This window comes from Phenylobacterium sp., assembly GCF_016124325.1.
Classification (GTDB): Bacteria; Pseudomonadota; Alphaproteobacteria; order Caulobacterales; family Caulobacteraceae; genus Phenylobacterium.
Window position 1 is genome coordinate 103,850 of record NZ_WGNY01000030.1, and the last position, 15,104, is coordinate 118,953.

18 protein-coding genes are annotated in these 15,104 nt (G+C 71.1%); 12 read left to right on the forward strand and 6 right to left on the reverse strand.

Annotation, left to right across the window (positions count from 1 at the left end):
• The first annotated feature begins 40 nt into the window (after positions 1-40).
• Positions 41-1,132 (forward strand): aromatic ring-hydroxylating dioxygenase subunit alpha, encoded by a 1,092-nt coding sequence (locus GC203_RS17460; protein ID WP_293457266.1) that lies wholly within the window; start codon positions 41-43, stop codon positions 1,130-1,132.
• 10 nt (positions 1,133-1,142) lie between these two features.
• Here GC203_RS17460 and GC203_RS17465 read toward each other — a convergent pair whose 3' ends face one another.
• Positions 1,143-2,129 (reverse strand): hypothetical protein, encoded by a 987-nt coding sequence (locus GC203_RS17465; RefSeq protein ID WP_293457269.1) that lies wholly within the window; start codon positions 2,127-2,129, stop codon positions 1,143-1,145.
• Between the two features lie 232 nt (positions 2,130-2,361).
• Here GC203_RS17465 and GC203_RS17470 point away from each other — a divergent pair, with 232 nt between their 5' ends.
• The 3 genes from GC203_RS17470 to GC203_RS17480 all read left to right on the forward strand — a co-directional run bounded on the left by GC203_RS17470 (position 2,362) and on the right by GC203_RS17480 (position 4,688).
• Positions 2,362-3,192 (forward strand): D-alanyl-D-alanine carboxypeptidase family protein, encoded by an 831-nt coding sequence (locus tag GC203_RS17470; protein WP_293457272.1) that lies wholly within the window; start codon positions 2,362-2,364, stop codon positions 3,190-3,192.
• Positions 3,193-3,208: 16 nt separating this feature from the next.
• The gene (locus GC203_RS17475) at positions 3,209-4,003 is read left to right on the forward strand and encodes an alpha/beta hydrolase (protein WP_293457275.1); all 795 of its coding nucleotides are present in this window, start codon (positions 3,209-3,211) and stop codon (positions 4,001-4,003) included.
• 295 nt (positions 4,004-4,298) lie between these two features.
• Positions 4,299-4,688, forward strand: coding sequence for a hypothetical protein (locus GC203_RS17480; protein ID WP_293457278.1), 390 nt, complete (start codon positions 4,299-4,301; stop codon positions 4,686-4,688).
• 122 nt (positions 4,689-4,810) lie between these two features.
• Here the strand turns inward: GC203_RS17480 and GC203_RS17485 are convergent, their stop codons facing one another.
• Positions 4,811-5,440: a glutathione S-transferase family protein gene (locus GC203_RS17485; RefSeq protein ID WP_293457281.1), complete on the reverse strand. Its 630-nt coding sequence runs from the start codon at positions 5,438-5,440 to the stop codon at positions 4,811-4,813.
• Positions 5,441-5,517: 77 nt separating this feature from the next.
• Here GC203_RS17485 and GC203_RS17490 point away from each other — a divergent pair, with 77 nt between their 5' ends.
• The gene (locus GC203_RS17490; protein WP_293457284.1) at positions 5,518-7,164 is read left to right on the forward strand and encodes an acyl-CoA dehydrogenase family protein; all 1,647 of its coding nucleotides are present in this window, start codon (positions 5,518-5,520) and stop codon (positions 7,162-7,164) included.
• A gap of 79 nt (positions 7,165-7,243) precedes the next feature.
• On the opposite strand, the gene GC203_RS17495 is transcribed toward GC203_RS17490, so the two are convergent.
• Positions 7,244-7,882: a TetR/AcrR family transcriptional regulator gene (locus GC203_RS17495; RefSeq protein ID WP_293457287.1), complete on the reverse strand. Its 639-nt coding sequence runs from the start codon at positions 7,880-7,882 to the stop codon at positions 7,244-7,246.
• A gap of 3 nt (positions 7,883-7,885) precedes the next feature.
• Positions 7,886-8,536, reverse strand: coding sequence for a TetR/AcrR family transcriptional regulator (locus tag GC203_RS17500; protein WP_293457290.1), 651 nt, complete (start codon positions 8,534-8,536; stop codon positions 7,886-7,888).
• A gap of 337 nt (positions 8,537-8,873) precedes the next feature.
• On the opposite strand from GC203_RS17500, the gene GC203_RS17505 reads away from it, so the two are divergent.
• Positions 8,874-9,071: a twin transmembrane helix small protein gene (locus GC203_RS17505; protein WP_293457477.1), complete on the forward strand. Its 198-nt coding sequence runs from the start codon at positions 8,874-8,876 to the stop codon at positions 9,069-9,071.
• A gap of 10 nt (positions 9,072-9,081) precedes the next feature.
• The gene (locus tag GC203_RS17510) at positions 9,082-9,657 is read left to right on the forward strand and encodes a cob(I)yrinic acid a,c-diamide adenosyltransferase (protein WP_293457293.1); all 576 of its coding nucleotides are present in this window, start codon (positions 9,082-9,084) and stop codon (positions 9,655-9,657) included.
• 189 nt (positions 9,658-9,846) lie between these two features.
• Here GC203_RS17510 and GC203_RS17515 read toward each other — a convergent pair whose 3' ends face one another.
• Positions 9,847-10,110 (reverse strand): hypothetical protein, encoded by a 264-nt coding sequence (locus tag GC203_RS17515; RefSeq protein WP_293457296.1) that lies wholly within the window; start codon positions 10,108-10,110, stop codon positions 9,847-9,849.
• Between the two features lie 146 nt (positions 10,111-10,256).
• On the opposite strand from GC203_RS17515, the gene GC203_RS17520 reads away from it, so the two are divergent.
• From GC203_RS17520 to GC203_RS17540, 5 genes are all read left to right on the forward strand, one after another.
• Positions 10,257-11,003 (forward strand): electron transfer flavoprotein subunit beta/FixA family protein, encoded by a 747-nt coding sequence (locus tag GC203_RS17520; protein WP_293457298.1) that lies wholly within the window; start codon positions 10,257-10,259, stop codon positions 11,001-11,003.
• Positions 11,004-11,948 (forward strand): electron transfer flavoprotein subunit alpha/FixB family protein, encoded by a 945-nt coding sequence (locus GC203_RS17525; RefSeq protein WP_293457301.1) that lies wholly within the window; start codon positions 11,004-11,006, stop codon positions 11,946-11,948.
• 186 nt (positions 11,949-12,134) lie between these two features.
• On the forward strand, positions 12,135-12,407 hold the full coding sequence (locus tag GC203_RS17530) for a DUF4242 domain-containing protein (protein WP_293457304.1): 273 nt from the start codon (positions 12,135-12,137) through the stop codon (positions 12,405-12,407).
• Between the two features lie 257 nt (positions 12,408-12,664).
• Positions 12,665-13,675: a helix-turn-helix domain-containing protein gene (locus tag GC203_RS17535; RefSeq protein ID WP_293457307.1), complete on the forward strand. Its 1,011-nt coding sequence runs from the start codon at positions 12,665-12,667 to the stop codon at positions 13,673-13,675.
• A 7-nt stretch (positions 13,676-13,682) separates the two neighbouring features.
• Positions 13,683-14,600: a LysR substrate-binding domain-containing protein gene (locus GC203_RS17540; RefSeq protein WP_293457310.1), complete on the forward strand. Its 918-nt coding sequence runs from the start codon at positions 13,683-13,685 to the stop codon at positions 14,598-14,600.
• A gap of 125 nt (positions 14,601-14,725) precedes the next feature.
• Here GC203_RS17540 and GC203_RS17545 read toward each other — a convergent pair whose 3' ends face one another.
• Positions 14,726-15,091, reverse strand: a complete 366-nt coding sequence (locus GC203_RS17545) for a hypothetical protein (protein ID WP_293457313.1) — start codon at positions 15,089-15,091, stop codon at positions 14,726-14,728.
• Positions 15,092-15,104: the final 13 nt, after the last annotated feature.

The following is a 15,104-nucleotide window of genomic DNA, read 5'->3' on the forward strand; positions in this document are numbered from 1 at the left end:
GGGCATTGAATTCGCCGAATGACAGACTTCGACGCCATCGATGTCCGCCATGGCTGAGGGCGGCGCCCGCGCCGAGGCCCGCTTCGGCCACGGATTCCTGACCGACATCTGGTACCTGGCGGGCCTGTCCGCCGATCTCCGGCCCGGCCGGCCGCGGCGCGTGGACGTGCTGGGCGAGCCCATCATGCTGGGGCGCGCGCCCGACGGGAGCCTGTTCGCCCTGCGCGACGTCTGCCCGCATCGCGCCGCGCCGCTCTCGGCCGGGCGCTTCCGGACCGACGCCTCGGGCGTGGCCACGATCGAGTGCCCCTATCACGGCTGGCGGTTCGGCGCGGACGGCGCCTGCGCGGCGATCCCCTCGCTGACCGCGGACCAGGCCATGGACGTCGGCCGGATCCAGGTGCGCCGCTATCCGGCCGCCGAGAGCCAGGGGCTGGTGTTCGTCTGGATGGGCGCGACACCGGCCAGCGCGCCCGACCATCCGCCGCCCGTCTTCCCCGGCGTGGTGGGCGGACGGCCCAAGCTGGTCGACCGCATGGTCTTCGACGCCCACATCGACCAGGCCGTGGTCGGGCTGATGGATCCGGCCCACGGGCCCTATGTGCATCGCCAATGGTGGTGGCGCACGGCGGGCAGCGAGCACGACAAGCAGAAGCGCTTCGAACCGGCCGAGGCCGGCTTCGCCATGGTGCGCCACACGCCGTCGAGGAACAGCCGCGCCTACGCGCTGCTCGGCGGACGGCCGCAGACCGAGATCACCTTCCGCCTCCCCGGGCTCCGCTGGGAGCACGTCACCGTCGGCGCGCGCCAGCTCCTGTCGCTCACCTGCCTGACCCCCATCGACGAGGGCCGCACCCAGGTCACCCAGATCGTCTGGTCCGACCATCCGGTGTTCGCCCTGCTCGGGCCCCTGGTCGCCGCCTGGGCGCGGACGTTCCTGCGCCAGGACGCGCGGATGGTCGAGCTGCAGAACCAGGGCCTCAGGCACGACCCCGCGCTGATGTGGATCGACGACGCCGACCGCCAGGCCAAGTGGTACCAGGCGCTGAAGCGGGAATGGGCCGCCAGCCGGCGCGAGGGCCGGCCCTTCGTCAATCCGGTGGAGCCCGCGACGCTGCGCTGGCGGAGCTAGCGGCGGACGTTCACGCCGCCGCCGCGCGCTGGCCGACGACGCCGAGGCCCAGGTCGTCGACCCGGATGGGCGCCAGGCCCCGCTGCGCGGCCCAGTCGATCCGGGCCGCGAAGGCCGTGGCGATGGGCGCCGCGTCGAGCTTGCGCAGGTCGAGCTTCTTCAGCGCCGCGCGTGGGATCTTGAGGTAGAGCACCGGGTCCATGTCGGCTTCGGAGAGCCCGCTGGGACGGAGCCCCCGCGCGAGCAGCTCGACCGTGTCGGCCGGCGCGACCTCCAGAACCTCCACCGCCGCCCGCAGCGCCGCCGAGCAGGCGTTGGCGAGCTGCAGTTCGCTCCGTTCGACGGGCGAGAGCTTCGCGAACGACGGCCCGACCGCGCTGGTCACGACGGCCTCGTCCGGCAGGGCGTCGAACTCCATCAGGTCGATCCGCACCACCAGCCGCGCGCCCACCACGTCCAGCGCCATGCCCTCCAGCACGTCCCTCAGCTCGGACGAGCCGTCTCGGCCCTTGACGGCGGCGGCGATCGCCCCGGGCTTCATGGCGCGCACGTCGGGCGCCAGCCTCAGGAGCCGGTTGTGCTCCTCCGCATAGGCCTTCGCCTCGGCGTAGAGCGCCGCGTCGGCCTTGCCGGCCGCCAGCACCTTGGCCGTCAGCGCCCGTCGAACCTCCTGCTCGCGGCCGAGAAGGCTGTCCATCAGCGACGGGCGGTATTGGGTGAGTTTTCTGCGGGCGGCCTGCGAGACCGCGTCGCGGGCCACGCTCGGCGCGACCGGGCCGGTCTCGACGATCTCGTCCCAGTCGATGGGCTCGAAGGCCACTTGGTGGACCTTGGTGAGGCTTGCGATCAGGGCGTCGTACTTGTCGACATCAGCCTTCGTGGGCCGGCGGCGGCGGCCCTGGCGATCCTTGCGATCATCCTCGCGGACCGACCGGTCGGTGATACGGTCGACACGGCTCTTGGGCGCGATGATCAGGGCGGGCGCGGCGCCGGTCACGGGTCCTTTCCTTCCTGGATGCGCGGCCTCTCGCGGCGCCCCAAAATGGGTAATGCGCCACAGGTAACTGAAACCTTTACAGTGGGAACGCCGTTCGATTTTCCGAGGGAGAATCCCGCTGATTTCGCCTAACACGTTCTCACAATTTGGGAATTGGTGGGACAAGGCCCCTTGGGCGCACGCTTTCGGCCGGCATGCCCGCCGGGGATGCGCGCTCGCGTCGGCCGGTGTTTTGGCGGCCTGTGTTGCGCCCGCGCCACACGAGATTCCGACACCGCCACCGTCGCGCGCGGCCGAATCCGCCGCCCCGCCGGCCTGCCCCGCGGCGGCGTGGTCGTCGGCGGCGGCGGCCAACGCCGCGAGCCTCGGCGCGCTCGCCTGGGCGCCTTTCGGACGGCCGGAGAAGGGCTGGGCGGCCTATGTCCCGCTGATCTCCCGCGAGGCCTCCACGACGTGCCCGCCCGGCAGCGAAGGCTTCGCCGCCGCCTTCGCCGCCTGGCAGTCGGCCCACGGCCTGGCGGCCGACGGCGTGGGGGGCGAGGCCGCCTTCCTGGTGATGAAGGGCGAGCTGCAGGCGCGCCGCCCCTTCGTCCGCCGCCCGCCCGGGACCTGCCCGGAGACGCCCGACGTGATCGCCCAGGCCCGGCCCGGCGAAGGCCTCGACGGCAAGACGGTCTGGCTGCAGCCGGCGGCGCTGGCCGCCTACCGCCGCATGGTCGCCGCCGCCCGCGCCGAGGTCCCCGAGATCGCCGCCGACCCGGCCGCCCTGACCATCTTCTCCGGCTACCGAAGCCCGTCGCTGGACGCGGCCCGCTGCCGGGCCGAGGGCGATTGCGACGGCGTCGCCCGCGCCGTCTGCTCGTCGCATCGCACCGGCCTGACGGTCGACCTCTACGTCGGCCACGCCGAGGGCTACGACGCCGACTCCACCGCCGCGCCCAGCCGGCTGTTCCTGAGCCGGACCGCCGCCTACCGCTGGCTGGTGGCCAACGCCGCCCGCTTCGGATTCGTCAACTACGCCTTCGAGCCCTGGCACTGGGAGTGGACGGGCGCGCCGCGCTGATCTTACGGTCGCGCTCATGGCCACCACGACCCTGAACGGCGTCTCCATCGCCTACGACGACATCGCCCCGCCGGGGCCGGCGCAGGGCGTGATCCTGCTGCTGCACGGCTTCGCGTCCAACCGCAACGAGGGCTGGCGGCGCACCGGCTGGTACGGCGCCTTCGAGCGGCGGGGCTTCCGCGTCATCGCCCTCGACCAGCGCGGCCACGGCGAGAGCGTGCGCTCGCACGATCCGGCCGACTATGGCCGCCCCACCCTGGCCGCCGACGCCCTGGCGCTGCTCGACCACCTGGGCGTCGGCCGCTGCGAGGTGTTCGGCTATTCCATGGGCACGCGGACGGCCCTGCAGATGGCCGTCGACGCGCCGGACCGGATCGGCCACCTCATCCTGGGCGGCGTCGGCGGCAAGCTGTTCGATCCGCCGCGGCCCGGGGCCTCCGACGCCATGGCCAAGGCGATGGCCGCCGACGATCCCGCGACCATCGACAACGAGATGCTGAAGAGCTTCCGCCAGTTCGCCGACGAGCAGGGCGAGGACCGCCAGGCCCTGGCCGCCTTCACCGCCGCCGAGAGCCCCCCGCTGGACCGCGCGGCGATGGGCCGCCTGCCGATGCCGGTGCTGGTCGTGGCGGGCGCGCGCGACGACCTCGCCGGCGATCCCGAGCCGCTGGCCCAGGTCTTCCCCTATGGCAAGGCGGTCAGCCTGCCCGGCTGCGACCACTTCTCGGCCATCCCGCACGCCTCGCTGAAGGCCACCGTCTTCGACTTCCTCGACGGCCTGCTCGACGACGACTTCCCGCCCTTCGAGTGAGAGGCCCGAATTCGTGCGGACCCGTCCCCTCTCCCCCCGCGAAGCGAGAGGGGAGAGGTTTGGGAGAGGGGTGGCGCTCCGCTTGCCGTGGTCAGGGCGTTGCAGCCAGGATTCACGCGGAAGATCGGCCAGGATGACGTCTGTGAGTTCGGGCTGAATCCATAGCAGAGGCGTACCTGCCTGCGCCGCCCCTCTCCCTACCCTCTCCCCTCTCTCGCTGTGCTCGGGGGGAGAGGCCGGGTGGTTCCGCTCCCGACCCCTTGCGGACGTTGAAGCTGTGCCACAACCTGTGTGCATGAAGACGTTCAAACCGCGAAGCAGTGCGTGGGTAATCTTGGTGGTTCTCTGCGCGCCCGTCGCAGCCATCGGCATCGTGGGCGTCATCCTAAGTCCCGCGGACTGGCCGTACGGCTTGGCGCTGGTCGGGCTAGCGGCGAGCGTTGTCGGCTACAACTTCACAGCGCGCCTCGTCATCGAAGAAGAACTCGTGACTTTCAGACGCTACGGTCGGATCGTCTGGCGCGCTCCGCGACAAGGGGCTCGGATCGAAGAAGGTCGTGCTGGGGACGTGCCCTTTCTCCCGGCGCTCATCGTCCGCTTGAACGGCGCCAAGGTTGGATATGTGGCGAAGGGGTGGTTCGACGACGCCGCTCTCGCTGAACTTCGACGGGCCTTTGCTGCCTGAGGTCGTCTTCCCACCCCTTGCGGACCTTCGCGTTCGTTGCTGTTGAGTGCGAGCCACCAGCCTAGGCATCAACCGTCACCTCCCGGACAGCCTTCGGCCGTCCGGCAGGCGTCAACGGGAACCTACCCCCGCGCGAAGCTGTAGGCGCCGCCCTTCTCCAGCGCCGCCTTGTAGGCCGGGCGGGCCTGGAAGCGTTCCACCCAGGCCTTCATGCCCGGATACTGGTCGAGCCGGCCGAAAGCGCCGGTGACCTCGCCCACGAAGCTCAGGTTGATGTCGGCGCCGGTGAGGCCGTCGCCCACCAGCCAGTCGCGGCCCGTCAGCGCGCGGTCCACATAGCCCAGGTGGTTGGCCAGCTCGCTCTCGATGCGCGGATGCAGCGGCGCGCCGCCCTCGCCCAGGCGGCCCACGTACATGAACAGCATCAGCGGCAGCATCGCCGAGCCCTCGGCGTAGTGGAGCCACTGGTTGTAGGTCTCGTAGGCGTCGCTGTCGATCGCCGGCGCCAGCCGACCGCCGCCGTGCCGGCGGATCACATAGTCGATGATCGCGCCCGACTCGTGGACCGTGCGCCCCTCGTCGGTGATCACCGGGCTCTTGCCCAGCGGGTGGATGGCGGTCAGCTCGGGCGGCGCCAGCCGCGTGGTCGCGTCGCGATCGTACTTCTTCAGCTCGTAGGGTACGCCCAGCTCCTCCAGCAGCCAGAGGATCCGCTGCGAGCGGCTGTCGTTGAGGTGATGGACGACGAGCATGATGGCCTTCCCGGGTCAGAATTGGGTACAGCAGAGCCCCCTCGCCTGACGTAACGCAAGCTTGGCATGGACGCCGCATGAGCCTGATCCTCCCAGATCTCACGAACCTGCTGGACACGGCGGCCGACGAAGCCGCGGCCCTCGTCGCGTCGATCGCCAGCACCGTCGGCCGCCAGGTCGCCCGCGACGGACGGCTGGACCGCGCCGCCCTCGACGCCGAGCAGCACGCCGCCCATGGCCTGGCCTGGGCCGCCGCCTACGCCGAAACCCTGCGCCAGACCGCCGCCTGGGCCCGCGCGCTGGAGGCCGAGGGCCGGCTCACCGAGGCCGAGGCCCTGCCCGCCCAGCTCCTGGCGTACGAATATCTTTGCCAGCTCGCCGGCGGCCTGCCGATGAACCAGGGCGAGATGTTCCGCCCCTCCGACGTCTTCGCCCCCGCCGAACGGCTGAGCCACGTCACCGGCCGGCTGCGGCCGGGCGCGAGCCAGGCCGTGAAGACGCGGATCGTCGAGCTGCTGGAGGCCTCGCGCGGACGGCCCTCGCTGGAGGCCGGCGGCCTCGACGAGACCCTGGAGGCGGTGCGCGACCAGTTCTGCGACTTCGCCGCCGAGAAGATCGCCCCCCACGCCCACGGCTGGCACCTGCGCGACGAGCTGATCCCGCTGTCGCTGCTGGAGGAGCTGGGCCAGCTCGGCGTCTTCGGCCTGACCGCGCCCGAGGCATGGGGCGGCTCGGGCCTCGGCAAGGTGGCCATGTGCGTGGTCTCCGAGGCCCTGTCGCGCGGCTGGATCGGGACCGGCTCGCTGGGCACCCGCTCCGAGATCGCCGCCGAGCTGATCCTGGCCAACGGGACCGACGACCAGAAGGCCCGCTTCCTCCCGGGCATCGCCTCGGGCGCCATCATCCCGACGGCGGTGTTCACCGAGCCCGAGGCCGGCTCGGACCTGGGCTCCCTGAAGACCCGCGCCGTTCGCGACGGCGACGTCTGGCGCGTCTACGGCGCCAAGACCTGGATCACCCACGCCGCCCGCGCCGACCTGATGACCCTGCTGGTCCGCACCGATCCGGACTCCAAGGACCACCGCGGCCTCTCCATGTTCCTGGCGCGGAAGCCGCGCGGGACCGAGGGCGCGCCCTTCCCCGCCGAAGGCATGAGCGGCGGCGAGATCGGGGTGATCGGCTATCGCGGCATGAAGGAATACGAGCTGGCCTTCGACGGTTTCGAGGTCCCGCACGCCAACCTCCTGGGCGGCCAACCGGGCCAGGGCTTCGTCCAGCTCATGGCCACCTTCGAGAGCGCCCGCATCCAGACCGCCGCCCGCGCCATCGGCGTGGCCCAGAACGCGCTCGACCTGGCGCTGGACTATGCGCTGGCGCGCCGCCAGTTCGGCGAGCCGCTGGCCCGCTTCCCGCGGGTGGCCAACAAGCTGGCGATGATGGCGGCCGAACTGGTGGGCGCCCGCCGCCTCGCCTGGTTCGCCGCCCGCGCCAAGGACGAGGGCCGCCGCTGCGACCTGGAGGCCGGCATGGCCAAGCTCACCGCCGCGCGCATCGCCTGGGCGGCGGCCGACAACGCCGTGCAGATCCACGGCGGGACGGGGTTTGCGATGGAGACGCCGGTCAGCCGCGTGCTGGCCGACGCGCGCATCCTCAACATCTTCGAGGGCGCCGGCGAGATCCAGGCCCAGGTCATCGCGCGGCGCCTGCTGGAAGGCGCCAACTGACGCCGCGTCCTGCGGCGAAGCCGCGGTCCATCGAACCACGGATTGCACGGATCACACGGATGGGCGCCGGCGGCGCCGTCTAGGCCCGGGACGCGAAGCCCTTGGCGATCAGGCCGATCTGGCGGTCCATGGCCGCGATCATCGTCTTGGCGTCGGCGTTGCGGGTCACCACGAGGCGATAGGTCCAGGCGTAGGCGGCCATCAGCAGGTCGATGACCTCCTGCAGGTCGACGTCGGCGCAGACCTCGCCGTCGGCGACGCCCTGCTCGACGACCTCGCGGATGATCGCCTGGAGCCGGGGCGTGCGGCCGTAGGGCCGGGCGTCGGGCGACAGGGTGAAGTCATAGGCGGCGGCGATGTGCGACAGGAACAGCCGCACCTGCCGGGCCTCGAACTCGAAGTGGATGGCGAAGAGCGTCCGCAGCCGGTCGGCCGTGGAGCCCCGGACGTGCGGCATGACCCGGTCGATCTCCGCGTAGAGGGAATCGAGCCGGGCCGTCATCACCTCGGAGAGGATCTCCCCCTTCGAGGCGAAGGTCGTGAAGACGCTGCCGACCGAGACGCCCGCATGGCGGGCGATCTCGCGGATCGTCGCGGCCTGGTAGCCGCGGGTGTCGAACAGCTCGCGTGCGGCGTCGAGCACGCGCTGGCGCGTCGCCGCCTTCTGCGACTGCCGGGGCGGGAGGGCGCCCGCCTGCTGTTCGACATTCACGTCCATGGATCAGCCGCGGCGGGCGCCAGCCAGCAGGATGCGGATCTGGTCGCGGGCCCGCGTCTGCAGCGCGTCCAGGCTCCAGCCCTCGAAGATCGCCTGCGGGAAGTTCGACAGATAGGTGTCGAACAGCATCTGGCTGCGGAGCTTGACGTCGGCTTCCTGGGACAGTTCGCCCCGCTCCACGGCCGCCGAAAGCTGCTCGGCGAACAGGTCGTTGAGCGCCGTGGCCGCCGACAGGTTGCGCAGCGGCGGGCCACCGTCCTTGTCCCACGAGACGCTGAAGGCCGCGCGGGCCAGCTGCAGGCGCGTCTTGTAGAAGGTGTAGCCGGCCACGAAGATCTTCAGCAGCGACTCCTCGATGTTGCGGCCGCGGGTCGCCGCGTCGCACATCGCGGCGTGCAGGGCCTTCATGTCGTCGACCATGATCTCGCGGAACAGGTCCGACTTGTCGGTGAAGTTGGCGAAGACGGCGCCGGTCGACATGCCCGCCGCGGCGGCGATGTCGCGAATGGTCGCGCCTTCATAGCCCTGTTCGCTGAACAGGCGGCGAGCGGCGGCCAGCACCTTCTGACGGGTTTGTTGCTTGGCGAGCGCGCGGCGCGTGGGCGGACGCGCGGGGGTTTCGGCGGCGACCTGGATAGGGGAGATGTGTTTCATTCTTCTCTTGGCTTCCGTCGGCGGGGGGACGCCGGCGTGTCCTGGCTTGGGGAGGAACCGGTGCGATCCTGGCGGTCGCCCCGGCGATGAACGCGTTCAATAGACTCAGGGTTGCTGGACGGTAAAACGTCCTCGCGGGCGCGTCTCCGCGACCTGTCGGCCACTCGGGCGCACTGCGAAATCGCTTATTCCACAAGGGCTCCCGCGTCACGCCGTTTTCTCGACGTTCTGCCGGACCACGGGTCGTTGAACATGATCAAGGCGGCAAAAGTCAAGTTTAAATTGAACCTCGGGTTTGCGATGGCCTAGCCCTCTCGTGCGGCCTAAGTTCGGCGGCATGGACATCTTCGACTACGTGATCATCGGCGCGCTCGCCGTCGTCACCTCGGTGCTGGCGCTGGGCATCTTCGCCCTCTTCCGCGGCGGGGATTTCGGGCGTTCCTACTCGAACAAGCTCATGCGCCTGCGGGTGCTGACCCAGGCGGTCACCATCGCGATCCTGGTGGTCGCCGTCTGGTGGCGGCACGCGCACTGAGGGCGTCCGGATGGTCACGCTGAACCGCATCTACACCCGCACCGGCGACGCCGGGACGACCCGTCTGGCCTCCGGCGCCAGCGTCAGCAAGTCGCACCTGCGGGTCGAGGCCTACGGCGCCGTGGACGAGGCCAACGCCTGCCTGGGCCTGGCCCGGCTGCACACGGTCGGCGATTCGGAACTCGATCCCATGCTGGCCCGCATCCAGAACGAGCTGTTCGACCTGGGGGCCGACCTCGCGACGCCCGCCAGGTCCGACGAGGCCGAAGGCGTCGTGCTGCGCATCCTCGACAGCCAGGTGGCGCGGCTGGAGGACGAGATCGACCTGCTGAACGGCCGGCTTCCCGACCTCAAGTCGTTCGTCCTGCCGGGCGGGACCCCGGCGGCGGCGGCCTTGCACCTGGCCCGCACCGTGGCGCGCCGCGCCGAGCGCGAGGCCGTGCGCCTGGTCGAGGCGGGCGAGGCCGTGGGCGGCCCGGCCATGCGCTACCTCAACCGGCTGTCCGACTTCCTGTTCGTCGCCGCCCGCTGGGCCAACGGCCGCGGCGAGGCGGAGGTGTTCTGGGAATCCGGGGCGACCCGGTGAATTCCTCTCCCCCCGTTGAGCGTAGCGAACGGAGAGGGAGAGGGCAGGGAGAGGGGCGGCTCCGAGCTCCCATCGCCCCAAAGCAACTCTACTCGCTAGGATGCCCGCCGAACTCGGAGCAACGCGGACGGGTTTGCGCCAGTCCCTCTCCCTACCCTCTCCCTCTCCGCTACGCGGGGGGAGAGGAGATCATTTCGTCTCGGGCTTCGGGCCGCGCCCGATGGCGGCCTTGGCCTCGGCCAGCGCCTTTTCGTCGGTGATCACCCGGCCGGTGATGTCCGAGACCAGCACGGGCTGGGCGCAGACGCGGTGATCCGGATCCCACCACTTGTGGGCCTGTTCGCACTTGCGCTGCGGCATGATCCAGCCGACCTGCCAGACGACCGCGCCCACGACCAGGACGAGGAAAACGCCGACGAAGATCAGCTTCAGGCGCTCGATATTCGGGTTCATGGGATGATTTTACCCGGGCCTGCCGGGGTCTGGCTAGCGCCCTCCGCTGCGGCGGAATCCGCGCCGGCGCGCTTGCAATGCGCGGCCAAACCGCTATTGCCACCCGGCATTTCCATTTCCGCAAACATTTGAGGCGCTAGCGACCCATGAAGGTGTTGGTCCCGGTGAAGCGGGTGATCGACTATAACGTCAAGGCCCGGGTGAAGCCCGACCAGACGGGTGTCGACCTCGCCAACGTGAAGATGTCGATGAACCCGTTCTGCGAGATCGCCGTGGAAGAGGCGGTCCGTCTGAAGGAGAAGGGCGCGGCGACCGAGGTCGTCGCCGTCTCCATCGGCCCGACGCAGGCCCAGGAAACGCTGCGCACCGCGCTCGCCATGGGCGCCGACCGCGCGATCCTCGTCCAGACCGACCAGGACCTCGAGCCGCTGGCCGTGGCCAAGGTGCTGAAGGCGGTGATCGCCGAGGAGAGCCCCGAGCTGGTGCTGATGGGCAAGCAGGCCATCGACGGCGACAACAACGCCACCGGCCAGATGCTGGCCGCCCTGCTCGACTGGCCCCAGGCGACCTTCGCCTCGGCGGTCGAGATCGCCGGCTCCAAGGCCAAGGTGACCCGCGAGGTCGACGGCGGCCTGCAGACCATCGAGGTCGACCTGCCGGCGGTGGTGACCGCCGACCTGCGCCTCAACGAGCCGCGCTACGCCTCGCTGCCCAACATCATGAAGGCCAAGAAGAAGCCGCTCGACGTGAAGGAGCTGGGCTCGCTCGGCGTCGACACCGCGCCGCGCCTGAAGGTGGTCAAGGTCACCGAGCCGGCGAAGCGCCAGGCGGGCATCAAGGTCGAAACGGCCGCCGACCTCGTCTCCAACCTCAAGACCGCGGGGGTCCTCTAAATGGCCGTTCTCGTCATCGCGGACCACGACAACGCGACCCTCAAGGACAACACCCACAAGGTGGTGACCGCCGCCCAGGCGATCGGCGGCGACGTCGACGTGCTGGTGGCCGGGACCAATGTGGGCCCGGTGGCCGCCGAGGCGGCCAAGATCGCCGGCGTGCGCAAGGTGCTGACGGCCGAGAGCCCCGAGCTGGGCCAGGGCCTGGCCGAGGCGGTCGCCGACCTCGTGGTGGGCCTGGCCTCGGGCTACGACTACATCCTCACCCCGGCCACCTCGCAGGGTAAGAACTTCAGCCCGCGCATCGCCGCCAAGCTGGACGTCGCCCAGATCTCCGACGTCACCGAGGTCGTCTCGGGCGACACCTTCACCCACCCGATCTACGCCGGCAACGCGATGGAGACGGTGCAGTCGGCCGACGCCAAGAAGGTGCTGACCGTGCGCCCGACGGCCTTCAAGGCGGCCGGCGAAGGCGGTTCGGCGAAGATCGAGTCGGTCTCGGTCCCGGCCGCGCCGGCCAAGACCCACTTCGTCGACCAGAAGATCGTCAAGTCGGCCCGCCCCGAACTGGGCGCCGCCAAGATCGTGGTCTCGGGCGGTCGCGCCATGGGCTCGGCCGAGGAGTTCCAGAAGGTCATCGAGCCGCTCGCCGACAAGCTGGGCGCCGCCGTGGGCGCCAGCCGCGCCGCGGTGGACGCCGGCTACGCGCCGAACGACTACCAGGTCGGCCAGACCGGCAAGGTCGTCGCCCCCGAGCTCTACGTCGCCATCGGCATCTCGGGCGCCATCCAGCACCTGGCCGGCATGAAGGACTCCAAGGTGATCGTGGCGATCAACAAGGATCCCGACGCGCCGATCTTCCAGGTCGCCGACTACGGCCTGGTCGCCGACTACAAGGCCGCCGTCCCCGAGCTGATGGACGCGCTGACCGCCGCCGGCAAATAGGCCCAGGCGGTTCCCGGACTTTCGGAGGGGCGGCCCGCGAGGGCCGCCCTTTTCCTTTACGGCGTCACCTTTTCGGGCGCGGCCGCCCGCCGACGGGATCGTCCCCCGTGGTTGTCCGGATCGCCCCCTATCGACGTTCGTCGACCGACGTCAATTTCCCGCCTCCCTGAACAGAGAGGCAAGTCCATGAAGAAGTACGTCATCGAGCGGGAGCTTCCCGGCGTAGGGGCGATGTCGCCCGGCGAGCTCAAGGGCGCGGCCGCCACGTCGAATGCGGCCCTTGCGCAACTGTCGCCGAAGGTCCAGTGGCAGCAGTCGTTCGTCACGGCGGACAAGACGTTCTGCATCTACCTGGCCGAAAGCGAGGCCGCCGTGCGCGAGCACGCGGAGCTCAGCGGCTTCCCCGCCAACAAGATCACGGAGGTCTCCGGAATCATCGACCCCAGCACGGGCGGCTAGGCCCGTCCCCTTCGGTCTCGAACCAGCCGACTAGGGCTACGCGGCTGGCTTCGGTGATGGCGGAAAACGCCGTCCTCCCCATCTGCGCGCATCGGCGCGGGCGGAGACGGCGTCGAGCGCGGCGCGGCGAGTCGGGGTCGCTGCGCCGTTGAATCACGATTGAACCCAGAAGCCTCGAGCGCGGCCGCACGCCGGCCACGTCTCGGGGCTCGCCGACCGGCGCGCCACGCGCCCGGCCGGCCAACGGAGTTGTGTCCATGCTGGACGTGACAGTAGTCCTTCTCGACGACGGCCTTTCCACCCCCGCGGTCATGCCGGTCGAGATCTTTCATTCGGCCGGCCGGCTCTGGAACGAACTGAACGGCTCGCCCCTCGAACCCCGCTTCAAGGTTCGGACCGTGTCGGTCACCGGGGCCGCGGTCCGCAGCCCCTCCGGCCTTAACGTCAGCCCCGACGGCGCCATCGCCGACGTCGCGCGCACCGACATCGTCGTCGTGCCGACCTCGGGGCTCATCCTCGATCCGAAGTTCGTCGAGAACGCGGCCCTGCTGCCCTGGCTCCGCCGACAGTACGACGCGGGCGCCTACATGGCCGGCGTCTGCATGGGATCGGCCTACCTCGCCGAGGCGGGCCTGCTCGACGGGCGCGTGGCCACCACCCACTGGGCCGTGGCCGAGGAGATGGTCGAGCGCTATCCCACGGTCTGCTGGCGGCCCGACCTGTTCGTGACCGAGGACGCGCGCCTGCTCTGCAGCGGCGGGGTCAACGGGGCGGTCGACCTCAGCCTCTATCTCATCGAGAAGCTCTGCGGCCACGAGGTGGCGGTGCAGTGCGCCAAGGCGCTGCTGCTGCCCATGCCCCGCATCTACCAGTCGGGCTACGCCATGCTGCCGGTGACGCGGCCGCACAGCGACGAGCGCATCCTGGCGGTGGAGGGCTATCTGCAGGCCAACTTCCGCGACGACCTGCCGACCCCCTCGCTCGCGCAGCGGGCCGGCCTCGCCGAGCGCACCTTCGTGCGGCGCTTCAAGGCCGCCACCGGCCGCCAGCCGGCCAGCTACCTGCAGGCGCTGCGGATCCAGGCCGCGAAGTCGATGCTGGAACGCGACTCCAAGGCCGTCCAGACGATCAGCTCCGAGGTCGGCTACGACGACGTCGCCTTCTTCCGGCGGCTGTTCAAGCGGGCCACGGGCATGACGCCGGCCGAATACCGCGCCCTGTTCGCGCCGCTCAACGTGCGCAGCCCGCTGCGCCTGCAGACCGCGTGAGGCCCGGATGTCCGAGACCTTGCGCCACCGCCGCCGGCGGCTGCCGCCCTTCTTCGCCCTTCGGGCGCTGGAGGCCGCCAGCCGCCATCGCAGCTACAGCCGCGCCGCCGACGAGCTGGCCGTCACCCACGGCGCCGTGAGCCACCAGATCCGCCGCCTCGAAGCCGAGCTCGGGGCCAAGCTGTTCCAGCGTCGCGGCAACAGCATGGAGCCGACGCTGGAGGCTCTGCGGCTCGCCGCCGACGTGAACCGGGCCCTGGAGACGCTCCACGACGGCGTCGCCCGCTTCGGCGCCGCGCCCGAGCGCGAGGCCCTGGTGCTGAGCGTCGAGCCGGTGCTCGCCCGCCGCTGGCTGGCCATGCGCCTGCCGCGCCTGCTGGCCCATCCCGCGGGCGCGCTCCTGGAGATCCGCGTCGAGGAGCGCTGCGCCGACCTTGGAACCGACGGCGTGGACGCCGCGATCCGCTTCGGCGCCGGCGAATGGTCGGGGCTGGAGGCCCGGCCGCTGTTTCCCGTGTCGTGGTTCCCGGTCTGCAGTCCGGCCTTCGCCGCAATCCACCGGCTTCGGCGGCCGCGGGACCTGCTGGGCGTTCCGCTCCTGCACCGCACCGACCATCCCTGGGACGCCTGGCTGCGCGGCGCGGGCGTGGCCGACGCGCCGCCGCCCGGCCCCGTGTTCGACGACACCCTGATGATGCTGGAGGCCGCGGCCCAGGGCCTGGGCGTGGCCCTCGCGCCGACCGGCATGACCCACCCGGAACTCTCGACCGGGCGGCTGGTGCGCGCGCTCGACGTCACCTCCGCCTCCGATCGGAGCTATTTCCTGGTGTGGCGGCCGCAGAGCCGCAAGCTGCGGCGGATCGAGGCCCTCGCCGCATGGCTGGCCGCCGAGGTCGGCGTCGCCGAGGCCGCCGCCGCGGCCTGAAACCCGGGGCGCGCGAACAGGAGCGGCCTGCCGGGCAGGGTCGCTCCTTCTCCGCGTCCGGCGGCGTGGGGCCCCGCCGGCCGGGAGCCGGCGACCGGCGGAGGCCGGCCGCAGGTGGGATGGGATCAGTCGTTGGCCGCCCGCCTCACCGTGGGCGGCGCGATCGTCAGGGTGACGGCCGCGCCGATCAGCCGCACCGGCGGTTCGGGGGTCTTCAGCCGGCGAAGGGCGCGGGTCACGGTCACGTCATCGGCCAGCGATCCCGACGAACGCACCACATGCGCGTCATAGATTCGGCCGTCGGCGTCGACGTGGCCCTTCACCACCAGGCCGTGTTTCAGGTCCGGCGCATGGGCGGCGGCGCGCCGGGCCGCCGCCGCGTGGGCGCCGCTCAGATAGGCGCCGACGTCGCGATCGACGGCGGCCGCCTGGACGGCGTTGGCCGCCACGAACGAGGTCGCAGCGAACAAGGCCAGTATTCGGGCGTTCATTTTTAGTCCTCTG

Excerpts from the sequence above, each read along its gene's own strand:
- GC203_RS17460 (WP_293457266.1), top strand. The coding sequence starts at position 41 with ATGTCCGCCATGGCTGAGGGCGGCGCCCGCGCCGAGGCCCGCTTCGGC.
- GC203_RS17475 (WP_293457275.1), top strand. The coding sequence starts at position 3,209 with ATGGCCACCACGACCCTGAACGGCGTCTCCATCGCCTACGACGACATC.
- GC203_RS17480 (WP_293457278.1), top strand. The coding sequence starts at position 4,299 with ATGAAGACGTTCAAACCGCGAAGCAGTGCGTGGGTAATCTTGGTGGTT.
- GC203_RS17485 (WP_293457281.1), bottom strand. The coding sequence starts at position 5,440 with ATGCTCGTCGTCCATCACCTCAACGACAGCCGCTCGCAGCGGATCCTC.
- GC203_RS17490 (WP_293457284.1), top strand. The coding sequence starts at position 5,518 with ATGAGCCTGATCCTCCCAGATCTCACGAACCTGCTGGACACGGCGGCC.
- GC203_RS17495 (WP_293457287.1), bottom strand. The coding sequence starts at position 7,882 with ATGGACGTGAATGTCGAACAGCAGGCGGGCGCCCTCCCGCCCCGGCAG.
- GC203_RS17500 (WP_293457290.1), bottom strand. The coding sequence starts at position 8,536 with ATGAAACACATCTCCCCTATCCAGGTCGCCGCCGAAACCCCCGCGCGT.
- GC203_RS17505 (WP_293457477.1), top strand. The coding sequence starts at position 8,874 with ATGGACATCTTCGACTACGTGATCATCGGCGCGCTCGCCGTCGTCACC.
- GC203_RS17510 (WP_293457293.1), top strand. The coding sequence starts at position 9,082 with ATGGTCACGCTGAACCGCATCTACACCCGCACCGGCGACGCCGGGACG.
- GC203_RS17515 (WP_293457296.1), bottom strand. The coding sequence starts at position 10,110 with ATGAACCCGAATATCGAGCGCCTGAAGCTGATCTTCGTCGGCGTTTTC.
- GC203_RS17520 (WP_293457298.1), top strand. The coding sequence starts at position 10,257 with ATGAAGGTGTTGGTCCCGGTGAAGCGGGTGATCGACTATAACGTCAAG.
- GC203_RS17525 (WP_293457301.1), top strand. The coding sequence starts at position 11,004 with ATGGCCGTTCTCGTCATCGCGGACCACGACAACGCGACCCTCAAGGAC.
- GC203_RS17530 (WP_293457304.1), top strand. The coding sequence starts at position 12,135 with ATGAAGAAGTACGTCATCGAGCGGGAGCTTCCCGGCGTAGGGGCGATG.
- GC203_RS17535 (WP_293457307.1), top strand. The coding sequence starts at position 12,665 with ATGCTGGACGTGACAGTAGTCCTTCTCGACGACGGCCTTTCCACCCCC.
- GC203_RS17540 (WP_293457310.1), top strand. The coding sequence starts at position 13,683 with ATGTCCGAGACCTTGCGCCACCGCCGCCGGCGGCTGCCGCCCTTCTTC.
- GC203_RS17545 (WP_293457313.1), bottom strand. The coding sequence starts at position 15,091 with ATGAACGCCCGAATACTGGCCTTGTTCGCTGCGACCTCGTTCGTGGCG.